The organism is Massilia niastensis DSM 21313, assembly GCF_000382345.1.
In the GTDB taxonomy this organism is placed as follows: domain Bacteria; phylum Pseudomonadota; class Gammaproteobacteria; order Burkholderiales; family Burkholderiaceae_D; genus Telluria; species Telluria niastensis.
Genome location: NZ_KB908076.1, coordinates 143,504 through 169,301 on the forward strand (window position 1 = coordinate 143,504; position 25,798 = coordinate 169,301).

The following is a 25,798-nucleotide window of genomic DNA, read 5'->3' on the forward strand; positions in this document are numbered from 1 at the left end:
CCCCCGGATGGTTGCCAGATGGGCCAGATTTGTTCACACTTCATTATTGGCACAAGTTGCCAGCCAGCCGAGGAGAGTCGCATGAATGAGTCGAGGCCCGCATCGATGTCGTCCTTCTGGATGCCGTTTACGAACAACCGCGATTTCAAGGCCGACCCGCGGCTGCTGGTGTCGGCCGAAGGCATGTATTACAAGGACGTCGACGGCAAGCGGGTGCTCGACGGCACCGCCGGCCTGTGGTGCGTGCCCTGCGGGCACGCGCAGCCGAAGATCGTCGAGGCCATCGGCCGCATGGCCGGCCAGCTCGACTTCGCGCCCACTTTCCAGATGGGCCACCCGGCCGCGTTCGACCTGGCCGAGCAGCTGATGGACTACACGAACCACAAGTTCGGCCACGTGTTCTATACCAACTCGGGTTCGGAGGCGGTCGACACCGCCCTCAAGATCGCGCTGGCCTACCACAAGGCGCGCGGGGAGGGCAGCCGCACCCGCCTGATCGGCCGCGAGCGCGGCTACCACGGCGTGGGCTTCGGCGGCCTGACGGTGGGCGGCATCGGCCCCAACCGCAAGCAGTTCGGCCCGCTGCTGCCCGGCGCCGACCACCTGCCGCACACGCACGACCTGCAGAAGAACGCGTTCTCGCGCGGCGAACCGGACTTCGGCGTCGAACTGGCCGACGAGCTGGAACGCCTGGTGGCGCTGCACGATGCCTCGACCATCGCCGCCGTCATCATCGAGCCGGTGGCCGGTTCGACCGGGGTGCTGGTGCCGCCCAAGGGCTACCTGAAGCGCCTGCGCGAGATCTGCGACAAATACGGCATTCTCTTGATCTTCGATGAAGTCATCACCGGCTTCGGACGCCTGGCCACGCCCTTCGCCGCCGACTATTTCGAGGTCGAGCCGGACATGATGACGACCGCCAAGGGCATCACCAACGGCGCCATCCCGATGGGCGCCGTGTTCAGCAAGCGCTTCATCCACGACGCCTTCATGGATGCGCCGGCGGGCATCGAGCTGTTCCACGGGTATACCTATTCGGGCCACCCGGTGGCCTGCGCGGCCGCCCTGGCCACGCTCGAGGTGTTCCGCGAACAGCGGATCCTCGAGAATGCGAAGAACATGCAGTCCTATTTCGAGGATGCGCTGCATTCGCTGCGCGGGCTGCCGCACGTGATCGACCTGCGCTCGATCGGCATCGTGGCCGGCATCGAGCTCGAATCCATTCCCGGCAAGCCCGGCGCGCGCGCCTACGGCGCCCTGAAGAAAGCCTTCGCCGACGGCATCCTGATCCGCACCACGGGCGACATCATCGCGCTGTCGCCGCCGCTGATCCTGCAGCGCCAGCATGTGGACGAACTGTTCGGCAAGCTGGCGACCCTGCTGAAGAAGCTCGACTGACCGGCATGGGCGTTACCCCCATCATCCATTGCAAGGCCACCTGGACCTCATTCCCATAACAACAAGAGAGGCATATGTTCCAGTCAGAAGAACAGCCTGCCGCGCCGGCATGCCGGCCGCACCCATTCCCGCGCCATGCGGCGCCGCCCACCGGCAAGCAGGTCGCCGTCATCGGCGCGGGACCGGCCGGGATGGCCTGTGCGCACCGCCTGGCCATGCTCGGCAATGGCGTCACCGTGTTCGAGGCCCGTTCCCGGGAGCGCATGCAGGCCGCGCCCGCACTGGAGGGAGAGGGCGCCCGCGAGCAGCTCGCCGCCCTGCTGGCGGCCGGACGGATCCGCATCGAGCATGGCAGCAAGCTGGGCTTGAACCTCGAGCTGGCCGAGCTGCACCTGTCGCATGACGCCGTGTTCGTCGCCGTCGGCCTGGCCGCGGGCCGCGTGCTGGGCCTGACCGGGGACGAGGCCCCCGGCCTGCGCGACGCCGGCAGGCGGGTGACCGCGGTCTGCCACCCCGAGGACCTGGGCGCGCTGGCGGCGCCGCAGCGCGCGATCGTGATCGGCGCGGCGCGCGGCGCGGTCGACACGGCGGCGCGCCTGAAGCGGCTCGGCGCGCAGGACGTCACCCTGGTCTACCGGCATGGCCTGGAAGCGGATGGCTACGAGTTCGAGACCGCGCGCGCCAGCTTCGTGCGCATCCGCACCTGGGCCTGGCCGCTCGAGGTCTTGCGCGACGAGCGCGGCCTGGTCGCAGCGGTGCGCTTCGAGCAGACCCGCATGCAGGATGGCCGCCTGGTCAACACCGGCGGCTTCACCGAGATCGCCACCCATGCCGTCCTGAAGGCCGTGGGACGGGCGGGCGAGGGCGCCTGCGAGGCGGACGACAGCGTCCGGCGCATCTCGCGCGAGGGCGACCGCATCCGGGTCGACCCGTGTTTCCGCACCGCGCTGCCGGGCGTCTATGCCGGCGGCGACTGTGTCGCACCGGGCCAGGAAGCGCCCCAGGCGCTGCGCCACGGGCGGCTGGCGGCGCAGGCGATCCACGCCGACCTGCAGTCATAAAAAAAAGCAAACGGATGGGGAGACGTCCGGCAGCGCAGGTAGGTTTGCGCTACACTCGCGCGCTACGAACGAATGGAGAACCCGCCCCGTGAGCACCACCCCCGCATCCCATACCGACCTCTGGAACGACGACCTCGCCCCGACCGACGCCGCCCAGCGCACCTGGCGCTGGTATCACTTTGCCGCGCTGTGGGTCGGCATGGTGATGTGCATTCCCGCCTACACGCTGTCGGCCAGCCTGATCGAGGCCGGCATGTCGGGCTGGCAGGCGGTGTTCACCGTGTTCCTGGCCAACGCCATCGTGCTGGTGCCGATGCTCCTGATCGGCCATGCCGGCACCAAGTACGGGATTCCCTATGCGGTGCTGGCCCGTACCTCGTTCGGCACCACCGGCGCCAAGCTGCCGGCGCTGATGCGCGCCATCGTCGCCTGCGGCTGGTACGGCATCCAGACCTGGTTCGGCGGCAGCATGATCCATACGCTGCTGGGCGTGATGAACGGCGCACCGATCGGCGGGGCGCCGATCGCGGCGCTGGGCATCAACCTCGCCCAGCTGCTGTGCTTCCTGGTGTTCTGGGCGATCCAGCTGTACTTCGTGGTGCACGGCATGGAATCGATCCGCAAGCTCGAGACCTGGACCGCGCCGCTGAAGATCGCGATCTGCTTCGTGCTGCTGTGGTGGGTGCATGACAAGGCCGGCGGCTTCGGCCCGCTGCTCGACCAGCCTTCGCAGTTCGCCCCGGGCGGCAAGAAGGAAGGGCAGTTCTGGACCGCGTTCTGGCCGTCGCTGACGGCGATGATCGGCTTCTGGGCCACCCTGGCGCTGAACATCCCCGACTTCACGCGCTTCGCGAAATCGCAGCGCGACCAGGTGGTGGGGCAGAGCGTCGGCCTGCCGCTGCCGATGGGACTGCTGGCCGCGCTGGCGGTGATCGTCACCTCGGCCACCGTGGTCCTGTACGGGAAGGCGCTGTGGGACCCGGTCGACCTGGCCGCGCGCATGACCGGGATCGCGGTGCTGGTGGCGCTGATCGTGCTCCTGATCGACACCGTGAGCGTGAACCTGGCCGCCAACCTGGTGGGGCCGGCCTATGACTTCTCGGCGCTGGCGCCAAGGCAGATCAGCTACCGCACCGGCGGCTACATCACCGCCGGCCTGGCGCTGGTCATGATGCCCTGGAAGATCCTGGAAACCACCCATAACTACATCTTCACCTGGCTGGTCGGCTACTCGGCGCTGCTCGGGCCGATCGCCGGCGTGCTGGTGGTCGACTACTACCTGGTGCGCAAGACCCGCCTCGACGTCGCGCAGATGTACGTCCACGACGGCATCTACTCGTACGGGAACGGCTGGAACACGGCGGCCCTGGTCGCCTTCGCGCTGGGGGTGCTGCCGAATATCCCGGGCTTCCTGAACGCGGCCTTCCCGGCTTCCTTCCCCGATGTCGGCGAAGGCTTCAAGACCATCTACACCTACGCCTGGTTCGTCGGCGTCGCGATCGCCGCGCTGGTGTACGGCCTCATGATGCGCCGCCGGGGTTGAACATGGCATCGAACCGCTTCCGCACCGCGCCCAGGTCCATGGCCGCCGCCATCCTGCTGCTGAGCGCGGCCGCCACCGCCGGCGCCCACGACCACAGCTACGGCGCGCACGGCATGGTGCTGTTCGGCGACCGCGACGGACTGTATGCCTCGCACCTGCCGCTGTTCAAGGCGCCGCACGACCGCCAGGTGGTGCTGCAGCTGCGCCTCGCCGATCCGCGCCTGGACCGGGAGCTGCGCGCGCGCATGCAGGGCGCGACCGCGCTCTGGACCATCGATCCGGAGCGCTTCGAGCTGTCGCGCCTCGACCCGGCCAGCGCCTCGCCCCTGCGCGCATTCAAGGCCGACATCGTCGAAGGCCATTTCGAGCGCGGCGGCCGGCAGCGCCATGCGCAGGCGCAGTTCGTGGTCGAGAAGGTGGTCTACCACTGGCGCCTCGATCCCGGCCTGCGGGTGGCCACCACGTCGCGCTACCTGCCGGTCGGGAAGTACCTGGTGAAGAAGCTGGACAGCCGTCCGGACTTCGACCACATCGTGAAGCTGGCGCAGCCGCTGAAGGAAGCGCTGACGATCGAGCGGCCGGACCTGTCGAATCCCGAGGCGGCGCTGGGCCAGCGGGCGCCGGTGGTCGGCACCGTGTATTTCGAGACCGGCGACCTGGAATAAGGGGCGCTCAATCGGCCGGCGCCGCGGCCGCAACGGGCGCTGCGCCGGCTGCGCCGTTCGCCCGCTGCTCCACTTCCAGCGCCGCCTTTTCGTTGTCCATGCCGCGGTACACGGCGGCCAGGTCGCGGGCGGTCTCGATCGTTTGATGATGCGCCGGCTGGAGCTGGACGCGCATGTCGAGCGCCTGGCGCAGCAGGTCGCCCGCTTGTGCATGCCGCCCCAGCTGCCGCAGGGCGAGGCCTTGCAGGTGCAGGACCTCGGCCAGCTGCCAGCCCGGGCGGCCGGGCGCGTCGGCCTGCATGATCGCGATGGCGCGTTCGAGCACGGCCCTTGCCTGTCCATGGCGGCCGGTGGCAAGGTAAAGTCTTGCCAGGCTCTTCAGGCTGATCGATACCTCCTTGTGTCGCCGGCCGAGGACTTGCTCGCGCATGCGCAGCGAGCGCGACAGCAGGTCTTCCGCCTCCCGGTATTTCCCGGCCTTCGTCAGCAGCACGCCCAGGTTGTTCCAGCTGGTGGCAAGGGCATGCCCGGGTTTGCCGCCACTGTGCTTCTCGCGTATGGCCAGCGCCCTGCGGAAGCCTTGTTCCGCCAGGGCGAGCTGTCCCCGCTCCATGTGGTTATAGGCCAGGTTGCCCAAGGGGCCTGCGAGGGACGCGTCGGCCTGGCCGAAGCGCGCCTCCAGCGCAGCAATGGACTGCAGGAAGAGTGGTTCGGCCTGCGCATAGTTGCCCTGGAAATACAGCAGCTGTGCCAGGGATCCGCGTGCGCGCGCCGTTTTCGGATCGTCGCGTCCGAGCGCCTTCTCCAGGATGTCCAGGGCCAGCCGCTTGTCATGCAAGGCCTGGTCGAAGCGGTCGCGCATGAAGTGGATGGTGCCGAGCATGCCGTAGCTGGAAGCGGCCTGTGCCGATTCCGGTCCGTGCACTGCCAGGTGCAGAGCCAGGTTGCGCTGGAATATCGGCTCGGCGAGTTCCGGGCGCTCGCTTTCCACATACAGGTAGCCCATCTCCTCGAGGTTTTCCGCCACCATGGCAGGCGGCGCATTGCCCAGCTTGTCCAGCAAGGCCATCTGGTCCTTCAGGTAGCGTTCGGCGGCATCGAATTCGCGCCGCTCGCGGTAGGCGCTGCCGACCCTCCCCAGTGCCAGGATGAAGTACAGGTCGCGGCTCGCCACGGCGGATGCGGCCTGCGCCGCCGCACGCCGGATGATGGGTTCGGCATCCGCGGCGTGGCCATGTTCGACCAGCAGGGCGGCGGATTCCAGGATGGCCCCGGCATTGCCGGCGGCGATTTCCTGCTCGACCAGGGCCTGGACCCTGGCCGGATTGCGTGGAAGGCCCCGGCCTTCGACGTGCATCCGGATCAGGTAACTCGTCGCCGGAGCGAAGCCGGCCCCGCTGGCTTGCCGGAACAGCTGCGCGGCCCTGGCGTCGTCGCGCGCGACGCCCGTACCTTGCTCCAGGCACCGCGCCAGCAAAAACTGACCGTGTGAATCGCCACTCTCGGCCGCGCGCGTGAACAGCGCGATGGCGGCGGGCAGGTCGACCGGCCGTCCCGCACCGCTCAGGTGCATCCGGCCCAGCTGGACCATGGACCGGGCGTCGCCGATCTCGACGCCCTTGCTCAGCAGGCGGTACGCCTCGACATAATCCTGGGGCACGCCTTGCCCGTCGAGGTACATGATTCCCAGCAGGTTGATCGAATCGACCTGCCCATCCTCGACGCCAAGCCGGAGCAGGCGCAGGGCTTCCTCGCTGTCCGGTTCGCCACCATGGCCGTTCGCATAAAGACGGCTGAGCCGGAAGCGGGCATCGGCCTGGCCCAGCGCCGCCGCCTCACGGTACCAAAGTCGGGCACGCTGCAGGTCTTGCCTGACGCCGGTTCCCTTTTCATAGGCCCTGCCGAGATCGGCCATCGCATGGGGATTGCCCAGTTCGGCCGACTTCAGCATCAGTTCGTAGCCCTTCGCCGGGTCGGGCGCGACGCCGCGGCCTTGCAGGTACAGGAGGCCGAGATTGCGCACGCCATAGGAATTGTCCTGGTGCGCAGCCTTGGCGTACCACTGCAGCGCCTGTACCGGATCGCTGCGCTCGACGCTCAGGCCCACCTCGACCTGGGCATCCGCATGGCCCAGGTCGGCTGCTTCGCGCATCAGCTTGTCCGCGAGGGCAGGGTCGTGCGCGACGCCTGTGCACTGGCTGAGGCACAGTGCCAGGCCGTACATGCCCGAGGCGCTGCCTTTCCCGGCAGCCAGGCGGAACCAGTTGGCTGCCGCGGCATGATCCCGGACGACGCCATCGCCATCGTGAAAGCGCCAGGCGAGTTCGACCATGGCGTCCGTATCGCCACCCTGGGCCGCCAGCTGTTGCGCCTGCACTGTTGCCGGCGACACCCTGGAAGGGACGGCGGCGCGCGCCGGACCAGCCAGGACCAGGAACGACAGGACGAGGCAGGCGCGGCGGAAGCTCATGGTGAATGGCCGGTTGACGAGGTAAGGGCCAGTCTGCGATTTTGCGCAAATTTTGTCAAATTAATAACATCCGGCAACGCACTGTCCAGCAGCGCAACAAGCCTCGAGCCTCCAGGCCGTCTCCGGAGGGGAGATCGTTGTAAGGGTGAGACGATCTCCGGCATTTGACGTATTTTTCTTTTGGTTTCCTACAATAAATAACTCTCCCAAAGTGTAGTTGTGTATAGTTGCCACGTAGGAATATTCCTACCTGGAAACCAATAACAAGAAGTCACAACGCCCGGTTATCGACCGGCAGCCCTGGCCATCCACCTTCCGATCAATAAATCCAGGAAGCATCTTGCGCGCCTCATGCACCAGGCGGGCGTACGCGCCGACATCCAGTGTGTGGCTGATTCCCTGGATGGGCGGAGCACAAGAAGAAGCTTCGATGACGAAGTGCACGGTGCTTTACCATCCGAATTGAAGAACAAGGAATGTGAATGTTTACAACTATGAGAGTGGGGACACGTCTTCTCGCGGGATTTCTGACGCTTGCCCTCTTCAGCGCGGTGGTCGGCATCGTCGGCATGCGCGGCATGGGGGAGATCAACGACCAGGCCACCGACCTTTACGAAAAAGAGTTGCTCGGCGTTTCCTACATCAAGGAAGCGAACATTAACCTCATCTACATCGGCCGTGCGCTCAGTAACATGCTGCTCGCTTCTTCCCAGCAGCAGCGGATGGCGTACACCGCCCAGATCGACAAGGCGCGGGCCGCGCTGCGCATGAATGCCGACAAGGCCAGGCCCCTGTTCCATACCGAGGCGGGCAAGAAGAAGTTTGCCGACTTCGAGCGCAAGATCGCGGAATACGATGTGCTCATCCCATCCCTCATGAAGCGCATGCAGACCCAGGAGATGCAGGAGGAATCCGAGGTCGTCCAATATTTCTTCGGCGATTTCCGCAAGTCGGTCAATACCCTCGACGAGATGGTGGACGAACTGGTCACCATGAAGGAACAGGCGGCCCGGCAGGCCGATGAGGAAACCGGCGAAACCTATGCGCACAGCCTGTGGATCATGATTGTCCTCGTTTCCGGCAGCGCCATCACCGGCATTGCGCTCGGCGTCCTCCTTACCCGCTCGATCACCCGTCCCCTGGGCAATGCGGTGCGCGTGGCGCAGTCCGTCGCCGCCGGCGACCTGACCAGCCGCATCGAGGTGAACGCGAGCGACGAAACCGGGCAGTTGCTGCTCGCCCTCAAGGAAATGAATGACAGCCTGGTGAATATCGTCGGCGAGGTGCGCAGCGGCACCGATACCATCGCCACGGCCTCGAGCGAGATTGCGACCGGCAACCTGGACCTGTCGTCGCGGACCGAAGAGCAGGCTTCGTCGCTGGAGGAAACCGCCTCCTCGATGGAAGAGCTGGCATCGACGGTGAAGCAGAATGCGGACAATGCGCGCCAGGCCAACCAGCTGGCCGTCGCGGCGTCGGAGATCGCCATCAAGGGCGGGCAGGCGGTGTCCGAGGTCGTGGCGACCATGTCCTCGATCCACGATTCGTCCAGGAAGATCGTCGATATCATCGGCGTGATCGATGGCATCGCCTTCCAGACCAATATCCTGGCCCTGAACGCGGCCGTGGAAGCGGCGAGGGCGGGCGAGCAGGGCCGGGGATTTGCCGTCGTCGCCAGCGAAGTGCGCAACCTGGCGCATCGCTCGGCCGCCGCGGCCAAGGAAATCAAGTCGCTGATCGGCGATTCGGTGGACAAGGTGGATACCGGCGCCAGGCAGGTCGGCCAGGCTGGCCAGACGATGCGGGAAGTCGTCGACAGCGTGCGCCGCGTCACCGACATCATGGGAGAGATCACGGCCGCCAGCCAGGAGCAGAGCGCCGGTATCGAACAGGTCAACCAGGCGGTCGCGCAAATGGACGAGGTGACGCAGCAGAATGCGGCCCTGGTGGAAGAGGCGGCGGCCGCCGCCGGTTCGCTCCAGGACCAGTCCGCGAAGCTTGCGCAAGTCGTCAGCGTGTTCAAGCTCGACCGCGTGCAGGCGTCTTCGGCGCAGCCCGCCGGTTCCAGGCGCCGGGGTTCCGACGCGACGGCGAGCCTTGCCCTGGCAAGGACGGTCGTGGAACGCGCGCGCGCGCCGGGTCGAGCGCGTGGCGCAAGCCCGGAGTCTGCGCCCAGCGAATGGGAGCAGTGCTGAACAAGGATGCCTGAACCGGTCATGACATTCCGATCAGTCCTGTTCTTCCTGGCTTGCCTGGTGCTCGGTGCGCAAGGCGCCGCACCGGCGCAGGAAGCCGGGGGACGCGGCGCGCGCGTCGTGTTCGCAGGCGACCAAGCCGATTACTATCCTTATCATTTCCTCGACAAGGGAGAGCCGAAGGGCTTCGATGTCGAGCTGTTCCAGCGCATGGCAAGAAAGGAAGGCTGGTCCACGGCATTCCGGTTCGAGGACTAGGACAAGGCCTTGAGCCTCCTCGAGTCCGGGGAAGTCGATGTCGTGCCGATGTTCGTCACCAAAGAGCGGGCGAAGAAATATCTTTTCAGCGAACAGATCCTCTCCCGCAGCTATCTGGTGTTCGGGCGTACAGGGAGCAGGTATGTCGGTTCGATCAAGGCGCTCTCGCACCAGCGTGTTGCTGTACAGTACGCCAGCATGGCCTGGGAAGAGCTGCATGCGGATGCCGCATCGCCGATGATCATTCCGGTGAACCGGGAAGCGGCTGCCATTACCGCCGTTGCACAAGGCCAAGCCGACTATGCGATCGTGCCGGACTACATCGGCTATCACGCGATCAAGGAGTACGACATCAAGGGCATCGTCGCTGTCAGTCCTCCCGTACTGGAGCGCAGCTACGTGTTCGGGATCGCGCGTACACGGCCGGAACTGCTCGCCAGGGTCAACGCCGGCTTGCGGGAGCTCCAGACCAGTGGCGGACAGGATGAGCTGTATATCAAATGGCTGGCGAACCTGACGCCTCCAGCCACGAGTGACCGTTCCGGCCTGATGGCGGGAGCGTGGATGGCGGTTCCCTTGCTGCTGACAACGGTGCTTGGCGTCCTTTGGTGGCGGCGCGCGCACCGGCGCAGCCAGCTGCAGTTCCAGCGCGCGGAAGGCGAGGCGAGCCTGCGCCGGAAAGCCCAGCACCAGATACACCTGCTCGCCTTCCGTGATCCCACGACCGGCATTTCAAACCGACATGCCTTTGAACGGGGGCTGGGCGGGCCGCTGAAGCTGGCCGCGCAACGCGGCGGCAGCTGCGCGGTCATGCGTATCGATGTGGTCAACCTCGGCCTGATCGAAACGGTGGCGGGAAAGGGCTTGAGTGATGAGCTTGTCCGGGTCGTGGCCGAACGGCTGGTGGGCCGATGGGAGGAAAGGCATGTGGCGCATTTCGGAGGCGGCCAGTTTGCCGTCATGCTGCGTGGCGATCACTGCGACGCCTCGTTCGACGACGACTTGTCGATGCTGATGAACCTGGTGCAGCGGCCGATCGACGCACAGGAGTTGACGCTGACCCTGGATTGCCGCGCCGGCCTGGCCCGATGCCCGGATCACGGTTCCGAAGCTTCCGAACTCTTGCGTGCCGCGGAGGTCGCATGCGGAGCAGCCCGTGACGGCCACCTGCGTACCCAGGTCTACCATCGGGGCCTGGAGCCCGATCCGCGCAACCTGACCCTGCTGGGTGACCTGCGGCAGGCACTGCTGGACAATACGCTCGGCTATGCCATCCAGCCGAAATTATGCCTTTCCACGCGCCGCATCGTGGGCGCCGAGATGCTGGTACGGTGGAACCATCCGCGCTACGGCGCCCTGTCACCCGACATGTTCGTTCCCCTGGCCGAGCAAACCGGCGTGATCGGCACGATGACCTTGTACCTGGTGCGGCATGCTCTGCAACACTGCAGGCAATGGCAGGAACTCGGACTCGACATGTCCTTGTCCGTCAACGTGTCGGTCAACGACCTGGCCAATCCGGAGCTGGTCGACGCGCTGATCGGCGACGCCGAGGCCCTGGGACACATGCTCATCCTGGAAGTCACCGAGACCGGCATCATGCGCGACGCGGACGAGGTGCTGCGCTCGATCGGACGCCTGCGCTCCATCGGCATCCGCATCTCGCTTGACGATTTCGGCACCGGTCACGCTTCGCTGACCTATCTCCAGCGCATGGCCCCGAACGAGTTGAAGATCGATCGCTCCTTCGTGACCAACCTGCTGCACTCCGCCAGCGATCAATCGATCGTCCGCACCAGCATCCAGCTAGCCCATGATCTGGGCGCAACGGTCACGGCGGAAGGCATCGAGGACGAAGACACCCTGGCATGGCTGGCGGCGGCAGGCTGCGATAGTGCCCAAGGCTTCGCGATCGCCAGGCCGATGCCTGTTTCCGAATTCATGAGCAGCAGGCTGGTGGGCAGGGCATGGAACGGACCGGCCGAGCGTCCATTGCGCAGCGCGAGCTGAGCGTCCTCAGCTCGCCAGCGAGCGCAGGAAGTCGAGCAGCACCTGCCCCGCGATCTCGGCATCGTCGGCGGTCATGGTCTCGAGCGGGTTGTGGCTGATGCCGCCGTTGCCGCAGCGCGTGAACAGCATCGCCACCCCGGTGAGCTGCGCCATGCGCATCGCGTCGTGGCCGGCGCCCGAGGGCAGGTCATGGCGCGGCAGGCCGGCGCGTTCGACCGCTACGCCCAGCTGCTCCATCAGGTGCGGCGAGCAGGGCACGGCTTCGGCTTCCACCAGCTTCCACAGCTTTTCCTCGATCCCGCGCCGCGCGCAGATGGCGCTGATGCCGGCCAGGATGTCGTCCACCGCCGCCAGCCGTTCGGCATCCGCGGCCGCCCGGATGTCGAGCGACAGCCGGCAGGCTCCCGGCACCACGTTGACCGAACCGCCGGGCACCTCGAGCTGCCCGACCGTGCCCACCAGCGCGCCGCGCCCGGTGCAGCGCCCCTCCACCAGCAGCACGATCTCGGCGGCGGCGGCGGCGGCATCCCTGCGCATGTCCATCGGCGTGGTCCCGGCGTGGCTGGCCACCCCGTCCAGTTCGACCAGGTAGCGCGAGCTGCCCGCGATGGCGGTCACCACGCCCAGCGGCAGGCCGCGCTCCAGCAGCACCGGTCCCTGTTCGATGTGCACCTCGACGAAGCCCAGCAGCGAGGCGGGGTCGCGCGCGATCGCGGGGATGGCGGCCGGATCGTGCCCGGCCGCGGCCAGCGCTTCGCGCATGCTGACGCCTTCCGCGTCCTGCTGTTCGAGCAGGGCCGGATCGAAGCTGCCGCTCACCGCGCTGCTGCCGAGGAAGGTGCTGCGAAAGCGCACGCCTTCCTCTTCGGCGAAGCCGATGACTTCCAGGTCGAAGGGCAGGCGCTCGCCGCGCGCGTGCAGGTGGCGCACCAGGGCGACCGGCAGCAGGATGCCGAGCCGGCCGTCGTACTTGCCGCCATTGCGCACGGTGTCGTAGTGCGAACCGGTGAGCAGGGTTTTCGCGCCCGGCCGCGCTGCCGCGTAGCGCCCGACCACGTTGCCGACCGCGTCGATATGCACCTCCATGCCGGCCTCCCGCATCCAGTCGGCGATGGCCGCCGCGGTGCGCTGGTGCGCCGGCGTCAGGTAGGCGCAGGTGAGATTGGCTTCGCTGTCGCTGATGGCGCCGAGGGTCTCGGCCCATTCCATCACCGCAGGGCCGAAGTCGTGCCGCACGCCCAGCAGCTGGTTGAGGCGGATCTCGGCGATGCGGTGCACCTGGCGCAGGCACTCGGCCATCTCGGCGGCGCGCCCGTTCTTCAGGCGCCGGGCGAAGGTCTCGATCACGGCGCGGCGCGTCAGGCCGCGCCCGGTCGGCCCCTTGACCGCGAGGATGAAGGGAAAGCCGAACTTCTCGCTGTACTGGCGGTTGAGGTCGTGCAGCGCCGTGTATTCCTCGGGCGTGCAGCGGTTCAGGCCCGAGCTGGCCTGCTCGTCCACCGATTCGGGCGTCATCTCGCCCGCGATCGCGGCCTTGCCGGCCAGTTCGGGGTGGGCGCGCAGCAGGACCAGTTGCTGGTCCTCGCCGGCCGCGCCGACCGCCGCCTGCAGCGCCAGCTTGAGCGCCGCCAGGCTGGCGAAGGGCCGCTGCTGCGCCGCACGCTCGGCGACCCAGGGCGAGTTTTCGTAGATGCCGCCCAGGGCGGCGGCAAAGGCCTGCGGGTCGCAGGCGTTCAGGCTGGTGAGAGTGGTCATGGGCTGTCCATCGTTCAAGCAGTGGATGATAAATCCTGCAAGCCTCGCGTCGTATATCGCCCGCCGCATGCGCTCCCTCGGCGCGCCGATATAAGGCCCGGGCCTAGGCCTGGACCAGGGCGCGCGCGGCGGCGCTGATCTGGTCGCGCAGCCATTTGTGCTCGGTCGACTGGTGCACGCGCTGGTGCCACAGCTGGTAGAAGCGCATCGGCGGGAACTTGACCGGCACCGTGAAGCTCTTCAGCGGCAGCGTCTTTTCATAGAAGCGGATGAACTGGCGCCCGGTCGTCAGCAGCAGGTCGCTCTGGGTCAGCATATAGGGAATCAGGCCGAAGTAGGGCGACTCGACGGCGACCTTGCGCTGCATGCCCTGGCGCTCGAGGTAGGCGTCGATCACGCCATGGTAGCCCGGCAGCATCTGCGATGGCGCCACGTGGGGCAGGCTCAGGTAGTCCTCGACCGTCATCGCATCGCTCGCGGTGCGCCGCGCGTAGGGACTGTCGGCGCGCATGGTGCAGATGATCGGGTCCTCGAACAGCTTCGAGATGTGCAGGTGGGCCGGCGGCTCGTCCCAGTTGGCGATCACCAGGTCCATCTCGCCGTCGGACAGCATGCGCAAATAGTCCAGGCCCGGCCCCAGGCTGTGGATCACGACCTTGCTGTTGGGCGAACCGCGGCGCAGCACCGCCACCACGTTCGGCAGGAACTGGGTGTCGAGGTAGTCGGGGGCGGCGATGTGGAAGGTGCGCGCCGCCTCCTCGGGCACGAAGGGCGATTTTTTCACGAACAGGCTCTCGGCCTCGTCGAGGATGCGCTTGGCCGGCTTGAGCAGGCTTTCGCCGTGCTGGGTCGGCACCATGCCGCGCGCGCCGCGCACCAGCAGCGGGTCGCCGGTCAGCTCGCGCAGCTTGCGCAAGGAGGCCGAGATCGAGGGCTGCGGCTGGTTCAGCTTGAGCGCGACGCGCGAGACGTTCTTCTCGACCAGCAGCAGGTACAGGATGCGGATCAGGTGCAGGTCGAGGTGCTGGGGCAGGCTGGACATCGCTGTGTATATCGAAGCAGATATGTCGAATATACGCTAGTTTTCATGTTGTAGAAATTGAAATCGGTTTATCTTCGAGGAATCCCGCAACCAGGAACCCCCCATGGACGTATTCGGATACCTGGCCCCGTACGGCCTCGAATGGCTCAACCTGCTCGTACGCTGGCTGCACATCATCACCGGCATCGCCTGGATCGGCGCGTCCTTCTATTTCGTCTGGCTCGACAACAGCATCCGTCCGCCGGCGCCCGGCTCGGAGCTGGCGAAGAAGGGCGTGGCCGGCGAGCTGTGGGCGGTGCATGGCGGCGGCTTCTACAACCCGCAGAAATACCTGGTGGCGCCGGCCGAACTGCCCAAGGAGCTGCACTGGTTCAAGTGGGAAGCCTATTCCACCTGGCTGTCGGGCTTCGCGCTGCTGGTCATCGTGTACTACCTGAACGCGCAGGCCATGATGGTCGACCGCGGCGTGGCCGACCTGTCGAGCTGGCAGGCGGTCGGCATCGGCCTGGCCAGCCTGGTGGTGGGCTGGGTCGTGTACGACCTGCTGTGCCGCTCGCCGCTGGGCAGGCACGACCTGGCCTTCGGCGCCGTCGTCTACGGCTTCCTGGTCGCCAGCGCCTGGGTGCTGAGCCATCTGCTGAGCGGCCGCGCGGCCTACCTGCACGTGGGCGCGATGATCGGCACCATGATGGTCGCCAACGTGGCCATGCTGATCATCCCGGGCCAGCGCAAGATGGTCAATGCCATGCTGGCGGGGCGGAAGCCCGATCCGGCGCACGGCATCCGGGCCAAGCAGCGCAGCGTCCACAATAACTACTTCACGCTGCCGGTGCTGTTCATCATGATCAGCAACCACTATGCGATGACCTACAGCCATGCGTATTCCTGGGCGGTGCTGGGCGCGATCATGCTGGCGGGCGTGTTGATCCGCCACTTCTTCAACCTGCGCCACAAGGGCCGCATCGAATGGCAGTATCCGGCGGCGGGCGTGGCCCTGCTGGCGGCGGTGGCGGTGGCGATCGCGCCCGCGCCGCCGGCGGGCGGCGCGGCGGCCGCCGGATCGAGTCCCGCCGCGCAGTTCGCCAGCGTGCGCACCATCGTCGACCAGCGCTGCGTCGGCTGCCATGCCGAGCGGCCGACCCAGCCCGGCTTCGCCACCGCGCCGGCCGGGGTGATGCTGCACACGCCGGAACTGCTCACGCAGAACGCCGCCCGCATCTACCAGCAGACGGTGCAGACCAGGGCGATGCCGCTGGCGAACCTCACCCACATGACCGACGCCGAACGGGCCCAGATCGGGGCCTGGTTCGAGGCCGGCGCCAGGACAGGAAACAACTAGATGGATACCACACAGCTGCAGGAACGACTGCTGGCATGGATCGACGCCCACTTCGACGAGGAAGTCGGCTTCCTCCAGCAGGTGGTGCGGGTCCCCACCGACACCCCGCCGGGCAACAACGCGCCGCATGCGGAGGCGGTGGCCGCCATGCTGGAAAATCTTGGCTGGCAGGTCGGGAAGCATCCGGTGCCGGCGCAGCTGGTGCGCGACTATGGCATGGAAAGCATCACCAACCTGATCGTGCGGCGCGCCTATGGCGCGGGCGGCCCGACCCTGGCGCTGAACGCCCACGGCGACGTGGTGCCGCCGGGCGAGGGCTGGACCCGTCCGCCCTACGGCGCAGTGGTGGAGGACGGCTATCTCTATGGGCGCGCGGCCGCGGTGTCGAAGAGCGACTTCGCGACCTATGTCTTTGCGGTGCGCGCGCTGGAGGCGCTGGGCGCGCCGCTGCGCGGCGCGGTGGAGCTGCACTTCACCTATGACGAGGAATTCGGCGGCCTGCTGGGGCCGGGCTGGCTGCTGGAGCAGGGGCTCACGCGGCCGGATGCCGTGATCGCGGCGGGCTTCAGCTACCACATCGTCACCGCCCACAACGCCTGCCTGCAGCTGGAGATCACCGTGCACGGCAAGGCCGGCCACGGCGCGATGCCGGAAACCGCGGTCGACGCGCTGCAGGCCGCGACCCGCATCCTGAATGCGATCTATGGCCAGCTGCCGGAACTGAAGAAGATCCGGAGCCAGGTGGCGGGCATCGATTCGCCGACCATGCTGGTCGGGCGCATCGACGGCGGCACCAATACCAATGTGGTGCCGGGCAAGGTGGTCATGAAGATGGACCGGCGCATGATTCCGGAAGAAGACCCGGTGGCGGTCGAGGCCCAGGTGCGCGCGCTGGTCGAGGACGCGGTGCGCGGCATGCCCGGGATCCGGCTCGAGATCCGGCGCCTGCTGCTGTCGCAGGCCCTGCGGCCGCTGCCCGGCTCCGAGCGGCTGGTGGCCAGCCTGCAGCGCCACGGCCGCGCCGTCATGGGCGAGGAGATCGCGGCGCAGGGCACGCCGCTGTACGCCGACGCGCGCCTGTACGGAGAGCGCGGCATCCCGGCGGTGCTGTATGGCGCCGGCCCGCGCACGGTGCCGGAATCGAACGCCAAGAAGGCCGACGAGCGCCTGTCGCTCGAGGACTTGCGCAAGGCGACCAAGGTGGTGGCGCTGACCCTGCTCGACTTCCTCGCGCCCGCCCAGGGATGAGCGTCGTCAGCGCGGCACGATCGCGAACTGCGGCCCGGTGCCGTAGTTCGGCTTGACGCTGCGCGCCATGAACTGCTGCCAGGCCTTGCGGCCTTCCTCGCCCAGGGCGTCGGCGGCATAGGCCAGCGCCGGCTGCATGTTCGACGGGAAACCGGCCACCGACGAGGAATAGCCGGACATCTCGCCGGGGCGCAGCTTGAGGGCGGCCGCCATCTCGGCGCTCGCGCAGGGTAGCGGCCGCACTTCGGGCTCGTGGCTGGCCTGGAACACCTGGGCGATCGTGTCGTAGAACGGGGCGGTGGGACTGTCCCGCACCACCAGCGCATACATCGCGCCCGTGACCCAGCAGCTGCCCTCGCCGATCATGCGCGCGACCGGGAATTTCGCCTTCCACTTCAGCAGCGGCCTGGCCTTGTCGAATCCCAGTTCCGCCGCACGCCCCACCGCGGAAGTGAAGAAGTCGTCCATCCAGGGCGCCGCGGCGGTCTTCTTCCTGTAGCCGATCGCATAGCCGTTGGCGATGATGCCGAGCTTGTTGGCTGCCGGATTGCGGGGATACTCGGCGTTGTACCACTCGAGATTGCTGTCCAGGATTTCCAGGAAGTGGGACTTGAGCGGATGGCCGTCGGGCGTGATGTAGGCCGCCTCGGCCAGGGTGCGCAGTCCCCAGGCCTGGCCGCGCACCTGTTCCGGCTTGAGCAGGCCCTTGCGGCGCTCGCGGTAGCCGGGGTTCGAGGCGAAGACGTCGTACATGGCCCAGAACTGCAGCTCTTCCAGGTAGTAGTGGTCGCCGGTGACGAGGTAGGGCAGGTAGGCGAAGTTCGGCTGGTGCGAGATATCGTGCTTGTTGGGCGTGCGGCAGGCCTCCTTGCTGGCGCACGGGGGGAACATCTCGGACTTTCCGGTCTCCCGGTTGCGCGCATCGGACGCGCTCCCGACGGTGGTCATGTTGGGGTAGTCGAGCAGGCTGACCGGCAGGCCGGTGCGGCGGTCGCGGTAGTGCATCGACCAGCTGCCGGCCAGGTCGGCGGTGCCCAGGGTGAGCATCTTGGCGCGCGGATCCATGCCCAGCAGGTACATCGCGGCCCAGCCGGGCTGGAGGCCGATGTCGGGCCGCCCGCCGGTGGTGCCCATGGCCCGCATCGCCAGGCCGACGCCCATCGGCTCCGAACTGGGTCCCCGCCATTGCTCGACCAGTTTCGCCAGCGCGCGTTCGTCCACCTGGACCGAGCGGTCGTAGTTCGGCAGCGCGAAGGAATCGATCAGCTGCCGGGTGTCGTGGCGCAGGTGCACGGCCGGCGCCGCGCCGCCCCACCAGGCCAGGGTGCGCCAGCGGGCGTGGTGGTAATGCTCCAGGGCCGCTTTCGAGACCACCTTCTCGCCGCCGACCGTGATTTCGGCGTCGTAGGTGAAATTCTGCGGATCCGGCTCGAACGCCCAGTTGTTCTCGACCGTGACGTCGACCCGCGCCTTGCGCACGCCCGGATACCAGCGCACCGCGAAGCGCGCGGCGAGATGCGGGTGGGCCTTGCCGTCGGGGCCGGCCAGCGGCGCGGCGACATGCCATTCGCGCGCCACCGGGCCGTCCAGCCAGGCCTCGGCTTGTCCGCGCTTGAGCAGCTGTTCCAGCGAGGCCGTATAGGCCTTGCCCTCGACGGTCGCCCTGACCGTGGCGTCCAGGCCGGCACGCAGCAGGGCCGCCGGCGTCGCCTTGTCGTCGGCGGCGGCCGCCTTGCTGTCGGGTTTGGCCTTGACCAGGCCGAGCGCGAGCTGCCTGGCCTGTGGCGCGGGCAGCAGGGCCGAGACGACCGCATGGCGCAGCGATCCGTCCCGATGGCGCGCCTTGGCGTCGACCTGCAGCGGCACGGCGGCGCCGTCGGCCAGCCTGCCTTCCAGCCGCACGCCGCGCTCCACCGCGCCCGGCGCGAACACCTGGCCGAAGGTGACGGGAATCCGCTCCTCTTCGCCGGCCGCGCCGCTGCGCTCCACCCAGACCGTGGCCAGCGCGCCCGCGATGCGCGCCGGCCCCGCGGGCGGCGCGGCCGGCGGGGTGGCTGCCGGGGTGGCTGCGGATGTGGCGGAATCCGCTTCTGGTGTTGCGGATTTGCGACCCGGCGGCGCCGTTTCCTGCGCTGGCGGCTGGCGCCCCGCAGCCGGATCCTGCACGGGCGCCGGCGCGCGCTCGGCGCCGTAGCGGGAATCGAGCACCTTTCCCCAGTCGAGCTGTTCGCCCGAGGGCAGGCCCTTGTATGGCTGCTCCGCCTGGTCCTTCTGGAAGGCGTGGGAGGGAAGCGCGAGCAGTGCGGCGGCGTGGAGCAGGGCGCTCAAGACAGGACGTGGCATAGGCATGTTGGCTTGGCGTTTCTCGGGTTGGACATGAAAAAAGGCGCCCGGAGGCGCCTTTTCATCTTACCGCGTTACTGCTTGAGTGTGCGTTCGAACAATTTATAGATCCGGCGGTACTGGTCGAACCAGGCTTCCGGCTGCACGTAGGCGTGGCGTTCCAGCGGATAGCTGGCCAGCTCCCAGTTGTCCTTCTTCAGCTCGATCAGGCGCTGCGCCATGCGCACCGAATCCTGGTAGAACACGTTGTCGTCGACCATGCCGTGCGAGATCAGGAGGTGGCCCTTCAGGTTCTCGGCGTACTCGATCGGCGACGAGACCTTGTAGGCCTGCGGGTCGATGTCCGGCGTATTCAGGATGTTGGCGGTGTACTCGTGGTTGTAGGTGATCCAGTCGGTCACCGGGCGCAGCGCGGCGCCCGACTTGAACACTTCCGGCGCGCGCATCAGGGCCATGAAGGTCATGAAGCCGCCGTAGCTGCCGCCGTAGACGCCGACGTTGGCGGCGTCGCCCTGGTGGTGCCTGACCATCCAGTTCACGCCGTCGATGTAGTCGGTCAGTTCCGGATGGCCCATCTGGCGGTAGATCGCGGTGCGCCACTTGCTGCCGTAGCCCTTGGAGGCGCGGTAGTCCATGTCGAGCACGATGTAGCCGTTCTGCACCAGCAGGTTGTGGAACATCTGCTCGCGGAAGTAGTTCGGATAGCGCTTGCTGACGTTCTGCAGGTAGCCGGCGCCGTGCACGAACATCACGATCGGGTACTTCCTGCCCGGTTCCAGCTGGGCCGGACGGTACAGCTTGGCCCAGACCGGGTCGCCGCCGTCGCTCGACGGCACCGCCACGTACTGCGGCTCGATCCACTGGCGCGCCTTGAAGTCGGGGGTGCGGGTGTCGGTCAGCTTGCTGGCCGCGCCGCCCGAGACCGGCACCGTGGCGAGCTGCACCGGGGTGTAGCTGGACGACCAGTGCACCAGCAGCTTGCCCTCGTCCGGCGACAGGCGGAAGCCTTCCACGCCGTCGAGCTGGGTCACTTCGCGCAGCGCGCCGCTCTTCGCGTTCACGGCGCAGACTTCGTAGTCGCCCGGGGTGGCGCGGTTGCACACGAAGTAGGCGGTGCCGCCGTCATGGGTCCAGCGCACGTCGGTCGCTTCCCACTTGCCCTGGGTCAAGGCGCGCGAGGCGCCGCTGGCGGCGTCCACCGTGTACAGGTGCGAATAGCCGCTTTCCTCGGACAGGTACCACAAGCTGCGGTTGTCCGGCAGCCAGCCGAATTCGGCGTTGTCGTAGTTGACCCAGGCGGCGTCGCTCACGCGGTGCAGCGGCTTGAGCTTGCCCGCGCCCAGGTCGACGGTGGCGATCCAGCGGTCCTTGTTGTCCACCGAGCGCAGCATGATGGCGACATTGGCGCCGTCCCGGCTCCAGTGGATCGCGTCGGAGCCGTCGGCCACGCGCACCGCACGGCTGCCCTTGAGCGGATCGAGCTTGTTGGCGGCGCGCAGGGCGGCCAGCGGGTCGGTCGTAATTCCCGGAAGCACGTCAAAGGACAGGTCTTGCACCTTATTGGTGCGCAGGTCGACCAGCTTCAGTGCATGGCCGGCCGGCATGTTGCGCCCCACCCTGGTGCGCTGGTCGTCGAATTCCTCGTAGCCCGACTCGGTCACGTAGCGCGGCATCTTGCCGACGCGGCCCTTGTCGCCGTTCTTCAGCGCGGTGACGACCACCAGCCAGCGGCCGTCCGGCGACAGCGTGCTGCCTTCGAGCGTGACCTTGTCGCCGAAATAGACCGGGGACGGCGCCATCGACGGGTCGATCCGGCGCAGCTCTTCGGTGCGCGAGCGCAGCGCCTCGCGCTCGTCCTTCTGGCGCTGGAGCGTGGTGATCAGGCGCAGCTGCATGGCGCGCAGCGCGTCGTCGTCGGGAGCGGCCGGGTCCTTGGCGGCGCGCGGCAGCGCGGCCGGGCCGACCACCTTGGTGGCGCGGTCCCACAGGTACCAGTCGGCGCCGATGCGGTATTGCACGCCGCGCTCGTCGGCGGTGTACTGCGCGTCTTCCAGCTTGCTGGCGCCGCGCGTGATCTGGGTCAGGGCGCCGTTGTTCAGGTCGCGCTCGAACAGGTCGCCGTTGCGGCGGACCAGCACGCGCTTGTGGTCGCGGTCATACGTCACCTCGGCGCCGTCGTCGATCTTCGCCAGCTCGGCGTCGGGCACCAGGCGCGGCTTGCCGTTGGCGGCCAGGAAGGTGTCGCGGATCGGCGAGCCGGTGCGCTTCTGCCTGTAGTAGACCTGCTTGCCGTCCCAGCTCCACCATGCGGTTTCCACCGGTGTGCCGATCCAGTCGGGATGGGCCATGGCCTGGTCGAGGGTGATGGGCGTGGAGGCCGCCGCCGGCAGCGCGATCAGCGCCGCGAGAATCGTAAGTGCAGGGGTACGCATCGTCGATAGTGTTGAGTGAAAGGAAATGCTGTCTCGCCAGAAAAAGCGAGTGCATTCTAGCTCAGCCACCACTCAACGGCGAGGAAATACGCAGGTAAACACAAACGCCGGCAATACATATGTATGGTCGGCGCGAAAGGGGAGCGGCATGCTGCGCCGCAGCGTTCAGATCACCCGGTACGGGCCTTTCGGAGTGCGCGGCAGGAACAGGGCGAGGCGGCCGACGATGCCCAGCACGGCCAGGGCGACAGGGATGTATTCGAGCAGGCTCATGGTTCAACCCCGCACTGCCGGAGCCCAGCCGCCATGGGCGGCGTAGAGTTCCTGCGAAAAGCTGCGGACGGCCGCGAGCGCGGCGGCGAAGAAGCTGGTACGGATGGTGGTGCTCATGTTGTTTTCTCCGGTAAATACTGCGATGTTGCGTTGCAGTATAGGGGCTCCATCGTCATAAGCAAACTTTTGATTCGTGATCTCATCGATACAAATTATGAATAACTGTCGCTTTATCCTCAGGCAAGATATTTGTTGCAGGAATGTCTGCGCTGTCGAGGCATGAATAAGAAGGGCATTGCCGCAGAGTATTTTCCTGGGGCATGAGGACGGGTGGTGCGAATCTTGCATTCAACCGGTGCATGAAACCGCCCCACAACGCCTCATCCCATCTGCGCATCGTTGTCGTGCTGCCGGCCACGCCGCCGGGCGCCGATCCCGACCAGGCGCTGGCCGCCCAGGCCCGGCGCAGCGCCGCGCTGCGCATCGGCCTGCTCGAATCGGGCTACGACCTGGTCGCCTCGCTGCCGGCGGACGTCTTCCTGCCCGAGCGCATCGCCCAGCTGCAGCCCGACCTGATCATCGCCGACAGCGAGTCCGACGCGCGCGACATCCTGGAGCACGTCGTGATCGCCACCCGCGACGAGCGCCGCCCGATCGTGCTGTTCACCGAGGACGACGCGCCGGCCAGCATGGATGCCGCGATGGCGGCGGGCGTGTCCGCCTACATCGTGGCGGGCCTGCAGCCGGAACGGGTCAAGGCGGTACTCGACGTGGCGCTGGCGCGCTTCCGGCGCGAGCAGAAGCTGCTCGACGAACTGTCCGACACGCGCCAGAAGCTGGCCGAGCGCAAGGTCGTCGACCGCGCCAAGGGCCTGCTGATGGCGCGCTACCGCTTGACCGAGGAGCAGGCCTACCAGCGCCTGCGCAGCATGGCCATGAACAAGAACCTGAAGCTGGCGGAAATCGCCCAGCGCATACTCGATGTGGAAGACCTGCTGGGCTGAACCCGGCGCGAAGGAGAACTATGGCAGCTTTGGCAGGCAAGGGCGCGTGGGCGCTTGGCTCGGACCGCCCCGAGATCGAGACCGTCAGGATCGGCTTCATGCCGGTGGCGGACTGCGCCCCGGTGGTGATGGCCTCGGTGCTCGGCCTGGACGAGAAGCATGGCGTGAAGTTCGCGTTGAGCCGGGAGCAGTCCTGGACCGGCATGCGCGACCGGCTGCTGAGCGAGGAACTGCATGCGGGCCAGGTGCTGTACGGGATGCTGTACGGCGTCCAGATGGGGATCGGCACCCAGCGCCGCGACATGGCGGTGCTGATGAACCTGAACCAGAACGGGCAGAACATTACGCTGTCGCGCGCGCTGGCGAGCTGCGCCCACGATCCGGTCGCGCTCAGGCGGCTGGTGTATGCCGAGCGCAGGCGCCTGACCTTCGCGCATACCTTCCCGACCGGGAACCATGCGATGTTCCTGTATTACTGGCTGGCGGCGGCGGGCATCGATCCGTCCGCGGACTGCCAGGTGGTCACCGTGCCGCCCGGCCAGATGGCGAACAGCCTGGCGGCCGGCCACATGGACGGCTTCAGCGCCGGCGAGCCCTGGGGCCTGCGCGCGCAGCGCGACGGCGCGGGCATCCAGGCCGCATCGAGCGAGCAGGTCTGGCCCAACCATCCGGGCAAGGCGCTGGGCGCCCTGGCCAGTTTCGCGGACCGGCACCCGAACACCTGCCGCGCCACGATCGCGGCCATGCTGGAGGCGGCGCGCTGGCTGGACGCCTCGCGCACCAACCGCGAAGCCGCGGCCGAGGTGCTGGCCAGCCCGGGCTACGTCAACGCCAGCCGCGAACTGCTGCAGTACTGCCTGGCGGGCCGCCAAGGCGCGGGAGGCAAATGGCGCGGCCACAACGGCCTGCGCTTCCATGCCGACGGCGAGGCGAATTTTCCCTGGCTGTCGGACGGCATGTGGTTCCTGACCCAGCACCGGCGCTGGGGCCTGCTGCGCACCGATCCGGCCTACCGCGCGGTCGCGCTCGAGGTCCAGCGCATCGGCCTGTACCGCGAGGCGGCCGAGCTGACCGGCACACCTCTGCCGGAAGGCAACATGCGCAAGTCGGTGCTGATGGATGGGCGGGTATGGGATGGCCTCGACCCCACGACCTACCTGGACGGGTTCGCGCACCCGCATGCGGCATGAGTAGCGCATGCGCAGTGCATGGAAACGCATCATTCTTGGGCATGGTGCACTGCAATGTAGCGCAGGCGGCCCCCGTACTGACGTCTTTCCCTCACGGGCGTACATGGCACGGGTCTTGCACATAGTCTTGCAGGATCAACGGCGATCTCTTTACAAAATTCAACGCTAGCCTAACGAGGGGCCGGCAACCTGGACAACGGCGTCCGCTTTCCTGCATCAAGTGCTGGAGTGCGGACGCCTTTTTGTTTTCAAAGGAAAAGACATGGCCAGCAAAGCGGACAGTATCAAGCTCTTCTCGTTCTCAGACGCACCGATGCGTGCCTTCCACCTGACCTGGATGGCCTTCTTCGTATGCTTCTTCGCCTGGTTCGCCTGCGCACCGCTGATGCCGGTGATCAAGGGCGAATTCGGGCTCTCGATGGAACAGATCGCCAACATCAACATCGCCGCCGTCGCGATCACCATCTTCGTGCGCCTGGTGATCGGTCCGCTGTGCGACCGCTTCGGCCCGCGCAAGGCCTATACCGGCCTGCTGCTGCTCGGTTCCATCCCGGTGCTGGGCGTGGCGATGTCGCAGAGCTACGAGAGCTTCCTGCTGTTCCGCCTGGGGATCGGCGCCGTCGGCGCCAGCTTCGTGATCACCCAGTACCACACCTCGGTGATGTTCAGCCCGAAAGTGGTCGGCACCGCCAACGCGGCGACGGCCGGCTGGGGCAATGCCGGCGGCGGCGCCGCGCAGGCCTTGATGCCGCTGCTGCTGGGCGCGGTCACCATGCTGGGCGTCAGCCAGGCGCTGAGCTGGAGGGTGGCGCTGGTGGTGCCGGGCATCCTGATGATCATCATGGCCTTCGTCTACTGGAACTATACCCAGGACTGCCCGGCCGGTAACTACGACGACCTGCGCAAGGCCGGCACCCTGCCGGAAGGCAGCGGCAAGGGCGGCTGGGCCAGCTTCACGGCCGCCTGCCGCAACCACCGCGCCTGGCTGCTGTTCATCACCTACGGCGCCTGCTTCGGCATCGAGATCTTCATCCATAACATCGCCGCCGTGTACTTCGTCGATCACTTCGACCTGACCCTGGGCCAGGCCGGCATGGCCGTCGGCGGCTTCGGCCTGCTGGCCCTGTTTGCCCGCGCCCTGGGCGGCATGCTGTCGGACCGCTTCGCCCGCAACGGCGACCTGAACCGTCGCATCACCGTGCTGTTCGTGATGATGATCGGCGAAGGCCTGGGCCTGCTGTGGTTCGCCAACGCCGAGGGCGTGGCCTACGCCGTGATCGCGATGCTGTGCTTCGGCCTGTTCACCCACATGGCCTGCGGCGCCACCTATGCGCTGGTGCCCTTCGTGGCGCCCAAGGCGCTGGGCGGCGTGGCCGGCATCGTCGGCGCGGGCGGCAACGTCGGCGCGGTGGCGGCCGGCTTCCTGATGAAGGGCACCGGCGACATCAAGCAGACCCTGATGATCCTGAGCGTCCTGGTGCTGGTAGCCAGCATCTGCGCGCTCGCGGCACGTTTCACCCTGACCGCCGCCGAATCGGCGCCGGCAGTTTCGGCAGCATAAGGAAGGAGCAG

At 67.4% G+C, this 25,798-nt stretch carries 17 protein-coding genes; 12 read left to right on the forward strand and 5 right to left on the reverse strand.

What is annotated here, in order from left to right; genetic code table 11:
• Positions 1 to 81: 81 nt before the first annotated feature.
• The 4 genes from aptA (at position 82) to H162_RS0100675 (ending at position 4,667) form a co-directional block, all read left to right on the forward strand.
• The gene (gene aptA / locus H162_RS0100660) at positions 82 to 1,398 is read left to right on the forward strand and encodes an omega-aminotransferase AptA (RefSeq protein WP_020651511.1); all 1,317 of its coding nucleotides are present in this window, start codon (positions 82 to 84) and stop codon (positions 1,396 to 1,398) included.
• A gap of 74 nt (positions 1,399 to 1,472) precedes the next feature.
• The gene (locus tag H162_RS0100665; protein ID WP_020651512.1) at positions 1,473 to 2,459 is read left to right on the forward strand and encodes an FAD-dependent oxidoreductase; all 987 of its coding nucleotides are present in this window, start codon (positions 1,473 to 1,475) and stop codon (positions 2,457 to 2,459) included.
• An 88-nt stretch (positions 2,460 to 2,547) separates the two neighbouring features.
• Entirely contained in the window at positions 2,548 to 4,002 is a 1,455-nt protein-coding gene (locus H162_RS0100670) for an NCS1 family nucleobase:cation symporter-1 (RefSeq protein WP_020651513.1), read from the forward strand.
• A 2-nt stretch (positions 4,003 to 4,004) separates the two neighbouring features.
• Positions 4,005 to 4,667, forward strand: a complete 663-nt coding sequence (locus H162_RS0100675) for a hypothetical protein (RefSeq protein WP_156885409.1) — start codon at positions 4,005 to 4,007, stop codon at positions 4,665 to 4,667.
• A 7-nt stretch (positions 4,668 to 4,674) separates the two neighbouring features.
• On the opposite strand, the gene H162_RS0100680 is transcribed toward H162_RS0100675, so the two are convergent.
• The gene (locus tag H162_RS0100680; RefSeq protein WP_020651515.1) at positions 4,675 to 7,137 is read right to left on the reverse strand and encodes a tetratricopeptide repeat protein; all 2,463 of its coding nucleotides are present in this window, start codon (positions 7,135 to 7,137) and stop codon (positions 4,675 to 4,677) included.
• Positions 7,138 to 7,631: 494 nt separating this feature from the next.
• On the opposite strand from H162_RS0100680, the gene H162_RS0100685 reads away from it, so the two are divergent.
• From H162_RS0100685 to H162_RS0100695, 3 genes are read left to right on the forward strand one after another with little or no spacing between them, the layout of a single operon-like run.
• Positions 7,632 to 9,332, forward strand: a complete 1,701-nt coding sequence (locus H162_RS0100685; protein ID WP_040786019.1) for a methyl-accepting chemotaxis protein — start codon at positions 7,632 to 7,634, stop codon at positions 9,330 to 9,332.
• Between the two features lie 21 nt (positions 9,333 to 9,353).
• A complete protein-coding gene (locus H162_RS35690; RefSeq protein ID WP_020651517.1) occupies positions 9,354 to 9,590 on the forward strand; it encodes a type 2 periplasmic-binding domain-containing protein in 237 nt (78 codons plus the stop codon).
• 9 nt (positions 9,591 to 9,599) lie between these two features.
• A complete protein-coding gene (locus H162_RS0100695; protein WP_020651518.1) occupies positions 9,600 to 11,600 on the forward strand; it encodes an EAL domain-containing protein in 2,001 nt (666 codons plus the stop codon).
• Between the two features lie 6 nt (positions 11,601 to 11,606).
• Here H162_RS0100695 and H162_RS0100700 read toward each other — a convergent pair whose 3' ends face one another.
• Complete coding sequence (locus H162_RS0100700; protein WP_020651519.1) at positions 11,607 to 13,355, reverse strand: allantoate amidohydrolase; 1,749 nt, start codon at positions 13,353 to 13,355, stop codon at positions 11,607 to 11,609.
• 103 nt (positions 13,356 to 13,458) lie between these two features.
• On the reverse strand, positions 13,459 to 14,397 hold the full coding sequence (locus H162_RS0100705) for a LysR substrate-binding domain-containing protein (RefSeq protein ID WP_020651520.1): 939 nt from the start codon (positions 14,395 to 14,397) through the stop codon (positions 13,459 to 13,461).
• Between the two features lie 103 nt (positions 14,398 to 14,500).
• On the opposite strand from H162_RS0100705, the gene H162_RS0100710 reads away from it, so the two are divergent.
• Entirely contained in the window at positions 14,501 to 15,736 is a 1,236-nt protein-coding gene (locus H162_RS0100710) for a urate hydroxylase PuuD (RefSeq protein ID WP_020651521.1), read from the forward strand.
• The gene (locus tag H162_RS0100715; protein ID WP_020651522.1) at positions 15,737 to 16,984 is read left to right on the forward strand and encodes a M20/M25/M40 family metallo-hydrolase; all 1,248 of its coding nucleotides are present in this window, start codon (positions 15,737 to 15,739) and stop codon (positions 16,982 to 16,984) included.
• 6 nt (positions 16,985 to 16,990) lie between these two features.
• Here H162_RS0100715 and H162_RS0100720 read toward each other — a convergent pair whose 3' ends face one another.
• Complete coding sequence (locus tag H162_RS0100720) at positions 16,991 to 19,312, reverse strand: hypothetical protein (protein ID WP_020651523.1); 2,322 nt, start codon at positions 19,310 to 19,312, stop codon at positions 16,991 to 16,993.
• Positions 19,313 to 19,401: 89 nt separating this feature from the next.
• On the reverse strand, positions 19,402 to 21,759 hold the full coding sequence (locus H162_RS0100725) for a S9 family peptidase (protein ID WP_020651524.1): 2,358 nt from the start codon (positions 21,757 to 21,759) through the stop codon (positions 19,402 to 19,404).
• 632 nt (positions 21,760 to 22,391) lie between these two features.
• On the opposite strand from H162_RS0100725, the gene H162_RS0100740 reads away from it, so the two are divergent.
• The 3 genes from H162_RS0100740 (at position 22,392) to H162_RS0100750 (ending at position 25,787) form a co-directional block, all read left to right on the forward strand.
• Positions 22,392 to 23,036, forward strand: a complete 645-nt coding sequence (locus H162_RS0100740) for an ANTAR domain-containing response regulator (RefSeq protein ID WP_020651527.1) — start codon at positions 22,392 to 22,394, stop codon at positions 23,034 to 23,036.
• A 20-nt stretch (positions 23,037 to 23,056) separates the two neighbouring features.
• Positions 23,057 to 24,226 (forward strand): CmpA/NrtA family ABC transporter substrate-binding protein, encoded by a 1,170-nt coding sequence (locus tag H162_RS29825; protein ID WP_040786024.1) that lies wholly within the window; start codon positions 23,057 to 23,059, stop codon positions 24,224 to 24,226.
• A gap of 262 nt (positions 24,227 to 24,488) precedes the next feature.
• On the forward strand, positions 24,489 to 25,787 hold the full coding sequence (locus tag H162_RS0100750; protein ID WP_020651529.1) for an MFS transporter: 1,299 nt from the start codon (positions 24,489 to 24,491) through the stop codon (positions 25,785 to 25,787).
• Positions 25,788 to 25,798: the final 11 nt, after the last annotated feature.

Coding starts and splice junctions, on each gene's coding strand:
- aptA (WP_020651511.1), top strand. CDS start 82: ATGAATGAGTCGAGGCCCGCATCGATGTCGTCCTTCTGGATGCCGTTT.
- H162_RS0100665 (WP_020651512.1), top strand. CDS start 1,473: ATGTTCCAGTCAGAAGAACAGCCTGCCGCGCCGGCATGCCGGCCGCAC.
- H162_RS0100675 (WP_156885409.1), top strand. CDS start 4,005: ATGGCATCGAACCGCTTCCGCACCGCGCCCAGGTCCATGGCCGCCGCC.
- H162_RS0100680 (WP_020651515.1), bottom strand. CDS start 7,137: ATGAGCTTCCGCCGCGCCTGCCTCGTCCTGTCGTTCCTGGTCCTGGCT.
- H162_RS0100685 (WP_040786019.1), top strand. CDS start 7,632: ATGAGAGTGGGGACACGTCTTCTCGCGGGATTTCTGACGCTTGCCCTC.
- H162_RS35690 (WP_020651517.1), top strand. CDS start 9,354: ATGACATTCCGATCAGTCCTGTTCTTCCTGGCTTGCCTGGTGCTCGGT.
- H162_RS0100700 (WP_020651519.1), bottom strand. CDS start 13,355: ATGACCACTCTCACCAGCCTGAACGCCTGCGACCCGCAGGCCTTTGCC.
- H162_RS0100705 (WP_020651520.1), bottom strand. CDS start 14,397: ATGTCCAGCCTGCCCCAGCACCTCGACCTGCACCTGATCCGCATCCTG.
- H162_RS0100710 (WP_020651521.1), top strand. CDS start 14,501: ATGGACGTATTCGGATACCTGGCCCCGTACGGCCTCGAATGGCTCAAC.
- H162_RS0100715 (WP_020651522.1), top strand. CDS start 15,737: ATGGATACCACACAGCTGCAGGAACGACTGCTGGCATGGATCGACGCC.
- H162_RS0100725 (WP_020651524.1), bottom strand. CDS start 21,759: ATGCGTACCCCTGCACTTACGATTCTCGCGGCGCTGATCGCGCTGCCG.
- H162_RS0100740 (WP_020651527.1), top strand. CDS start 22,392: ATGAAACCGCCCCACAACGCCTCATCCCATCTGCGCATCGTTGTCGTG.
- H162_RS29825 (WP_040786024.1), top strand. CDS start 23,057: ATGGCAGCTTTGGCAGGCAAGGGCGCGTGGGCGCTTGGCTCGGACCGC.
- H162_RS0100750 (WP_020651529.1), top strand. CDS start 24,489: ATGGCCAGCAAAGCGGACAGTATCAAGCTCTTCTCGTTCTCAGACGCA.